The organism is Dehalobacter sp. (assembly GCA_023667845.1).
In the GTDB taxonomy this organism is placed as follows: Bacteria; Bacillota; Desulfitobacteriia; order Desulfitobacteriales; family Syntrophobotulaceae; genus Dehalobacter.
The window spans coordinates 1-3,879 of record JAMPIU010000133.1; the positions used below are offsets into that span (position 1 = coordinate 1).

Genomic DNA, 3,879 nt, shown 5'->3' on the forward strand with positions numbered 1-3,879 from the left:
GACGCCGTCGATGCGCAGGACGTGAGTCCCGGCCCCTCTGATCCTGGCTCCCATTTTATTCAGTAGATTCTGCAGGTCAACAATTTCCGGTTCTCTGGCCGCATTGCGGATGATGGTTGTGCCTTCGGTCAGAACCGCAGCCATCATGATATTTTCCGTAGCCCCGACACTCGGGATATCCAGATAGACATCTCCGCCTCTGAGTTTCCCCGCTGTGGCCTCTATGTATCCATGTCTCTCTTCAACACGTACGCCGAGCTCCTGCAGTCCTTTAATATGTTGATCCATCGGACGTGTCCCAATCGCACAGCCGCCCGGCCTGGATATTTTTACCCTTCCGTTTCGTGCGAGCATCGGGCCTAAAATCAAGTTGGATGCCCGCATTTTCCGCATTAACGCTTCATCGACAATGCAGTCATTCAGTGAAGAGGAATCAATGGTCAGTTCATTTGAGCTGAATTGTGTTTTACAGCCAAGGCTTTTCAGAACTTCGCCCATACAAAGGATATCTGTGAGATGAGGAATTCCCTGCAGTCCTGTTTTTCCATCGGCCAGAATGGCGGCTGCCATGAGCGGCAGTGATGCGTTTTTTGCTCCGCTGGTCCGAATACTTCCCTCAAGTCTTTGTTTTCCCGTAATGACATAACGATCCATCGTCATGTCTCCTCCCCCTTTAGCCAATTAAATGACGCGTATTTCTGTTTCGAGCTGAATATCAAATTTTTCGGACACATCTGTTTGAATTACATGAATAAGCGTTAAAATGTCAGTGGATGAGGCGTTCCCTCTGTTCACAATGAAATTGGTATGTTTCTCAGATACCTGAGCATCCCCAAGGCGGCGTCCTTTCCACCCTGCCTGCTCGATCAGCCTTCCCGCGGAGTCTCCGGCAGGATTGCGGAATACACTTCCTGCATTGGGATACTCCAGCGGCTGATGTTCTTTCCTTTTGGCCATAAGACCCTGCATCTGAGCCTGGATCACGGCCTGATCCCCTGGATGGAGGGACAGCGTACATTCCAGGACAATGCATTCCTTTTCTAAAAGGGAACTGCTGCGATACCCAAAAGCAATCTGGTCCTTCGGTATCATTTCAATTTGTCCCTCGGCCGTCAATACACTAACTTTCTTAACCAAATCACCAATTTCCCCACCATAAGCACCTGCATTAATGGCTGCTGCTGCGCCGAGTGTCCCTGGTATCCCGCAGGCAAACTCAAGCCCGCTAAGGCCGCTCTCTCCTGCCTCCCGGGCCAGACGCATCAGAGAATAACCTGCTTCGGCCGTGACTTCTTCACCATGCCAGCGAATGCTGTCCATGGCTGTAACAACAATCACCACACCCTTGAATCCGTGATCCGGCAGCAATACATTTGAACCCCGGCCCAGAAGCAGAAACGGTATGTTATTCTTCCTGCACCCATCAATCACAGAGACCAGTTCCTCAATGTCCCGGGGCCAGACAGCAAGTTCGGTCATACCGCCGATTCTCCAGGTATTCAGCTTTTTTAAAGGATAATCTTTTTCAATCCTACCCTTTATGTTCGGTAAGTACATGATATTCCTTTCCCTTTTCCTTACAGCATATCTTATGCTGATCCGGCTTGCAGTGTTAAAGAAGTTTATCTCCAGGCAGTCTGCAGGCAGAGATTGATAATGCGGTTCAAAGCTCCAGGCGCAAATACCTCCCTGGCCCGCGCGGCCATTTCTTCCAGTTTAAACGAATTCAACAGCACTTTTTGAATATTGTCCCACAAAATCTCCGCATTCAGTTCCTTATCTAAAATAACACAGGCTGCTCCCTTATTTTCAAAAGCCCTGGCATTATATTCCTGGTGATTTTCAGCGGCATACGGGTACGGGATCAGGATACCGGCCTTCCCTGCAGCCGAGATTTCTGCCAGCGTGGATGCCCCAGCCCGGCAGATGCACAAATCGGAGCAGGCCAGAGCTTCAGGCATATGCTCAACGTAGGCTAAGATTCTCCATTGTTCTCTTTGCCAGTTAATGTTACGCGTTTCAAGCTCATGTAAAATCGTATCATGCGTCGCTGTCCCGGTTGCCCAGATCAGCTGGACATCCGGGTATTCGGCCAGCTTTGGCAGGAGTCCGGTCAGCGCCTGGTTGATGCTCAGTGCACCTCTGCTGCCGCCGGTGACCAAAATTGTTCTCTTGCCGGGATCAAGACCAAAGGCCTTGGCTCCGGCTTTGCGGTCAATCTTGCCGATTTCTTCCCTGACCGGCAGGCCGACAACCTGAAGCTTGTCTTTAACCCCAAAATATTTTTCACTTTCCGGAAAAGTCAGTAAAATACGTTTAACCATTCTGGCCAATATTTTATTGGTCTTGCCCGGAAAAGCGTTCTGTTCGTGTAAAACGGTCGGGATACCAAAAAAGGCTGCTGTCAGGACGACCGGACCGGATACATAGCCACCGGTCCCTACTACCAGATCGGGATCAAACTCCTTCAAGATCCTTTTCGTTTCCCATAAGGCCCGAACGTTCGTGCCGGCTGCTTTCAGTATTTCGGTGCTTAACTGCCGCGGCATCCCTTGACCAGATATCCCGCGGAATTCGAGACCGTTTTCCGGAATCAGCTTCGCTTCCATGCCGCTTCTTGTTCCAACGTATAGGACGCGAATATCATTCAGCTGCTCCTGCAGCGCTTTGGCGATTGCCATTGCAGGATAGATATGCCCGCCTGTACCGCCTCCGCTTACAATAACCCGCAATTAAAAGACCTCCTCAGATCTGCCCGCAGCCGCAGAAATATTCAAGAGCAGCCCGGCTCCGATCATTGTAAATAAAAGTGATGTACCCCCATAGCTTAGGAATGGCAGGGTGATTCCCGTTACCGGCAAAACGCCTGATACCACACCCATATTGATCATTGCCTGAATCCCGATCAGGGATGTCAAACCCACAGCCATCAAACCAAGAAATGGTTCCGGCGCCAGCATGGCTGTCCGGAAACCGCGCCAGATGAAAAGGAAAAAGAGCAGAACAACGAGTGAGGCACCGACAAAACCAAGCTCTTCTCCAACCATGGCAAAAATAAAGTCTGTATGGTTCTCAGGCAGATAAAGAAATTTTTGTCTGCTTTGACCGAGTCCCAGTCCGAATAATCCGCCAGGCCCGAGAGCCAGGAGCGACTGAATAGTCTGATAGCCCTTGCCTGAAGGATCAGCCCACGGATCAAGGAAAGCAAAGATCCTGCGCATTCTGTACGGAGCAGCTGCAATCGCGGCAACCACCATCGCCAGCCCGGCCAGACCAAGGCCTGCCATGTGCCACATTCTGGCCCCTGCGGCCAGAAGCATAAAGAAAACAGTAGCGGCAATTACCAGCGTTGTGCCGAGATCAGGCTGCAGCATAATCAGGGCACAGACCACACCCAGCAAAGCCAGGGAAGGGATGATGCCCCTACGGAATGACTTGATCTGATAAGGATTCACGGTAAGGAACCTCGCCATGGTCAGCACCATGGCCAGTTTCGCCACTTCGGAAGGCTGGATGGACATCGGACCAAGTCCAATCCAGCGGGTTGCACCATTCACTGTCCTGCCGATTCCCGGGATCTTAACCAGGATCAGCAGAACCAAAGCTGCGTATAAAATAGGTTTCGCCCACTTATGCAGAAACGCGATATCGATCATGACGGCGACACCCATGGCTGCAAGCCCCAGAGCCACCCACAGCAGATCCGCTTTGAAATAATGATAAGGATCCTCATAGTACAGGTAGCCTTTCACAGCACTGGAACTATAGGTCATGATGATCCCGATCAGCAGCAGGATAAGAATCACGCCTAGCAGAACCGGGTCGACCTTTAGGAATTTTCGGATCACATAGCTCCCCCCTCCAAAATCATTCGGGTTC

At 50.9% G+C, this 3,879-nt stretch carries 4 protein-coding genes; all 4 read right to left on the reverse strand.

The window, feature by feature from the left end:
• Positions 1–660 (reverse strand): UDP-N-acetylglucosamine 1-carboxyvinyltransferase (locus NC238_10210; GenBank protein MCM1566302.1); only part of this gene is annotated, 660 nt, incomplete at its 3' end.
• A 21-nt stretch (positions 661–681) separates the two neighbouring features.
• Positions 682–1,557: a UDP-N-acetylmuramate dehydrogenase gene (murB, locus tag NC238_10215; protein MCM1566303.1), complete on the reverse strand. Its 876-nt coding sequence runs from the start codon at positions 1,555–1,557 to the stop codon at positions 682–684.
• Between the two features lie 65 nt (positions 1,558–1,622).
• A complete protein-coding gene (murG, locus tag NC238_10220) occupies positions 1,623–2,732 on the reverse strand; it encodes an undecaprenyldiphospho-muramoylpentapeptide beta-N-acetylglucosaminyltransferase (GenBank protein MCM1566304.1) in 1,110 nt (369 codons plus the stop codon).
• A complete protein-coding gene (gene ftsW / locus NC238_10225) occupies positions 2,733–3,845 on the reverse strand; it encodes a putative lipid II flippase FtsW (GenBank protein ID MCM1566305.1) in 1,113 nt (370 codons plus the stop codon).
• Positions 3,846–3,879 lie beyond the last annotated feature (34 nt).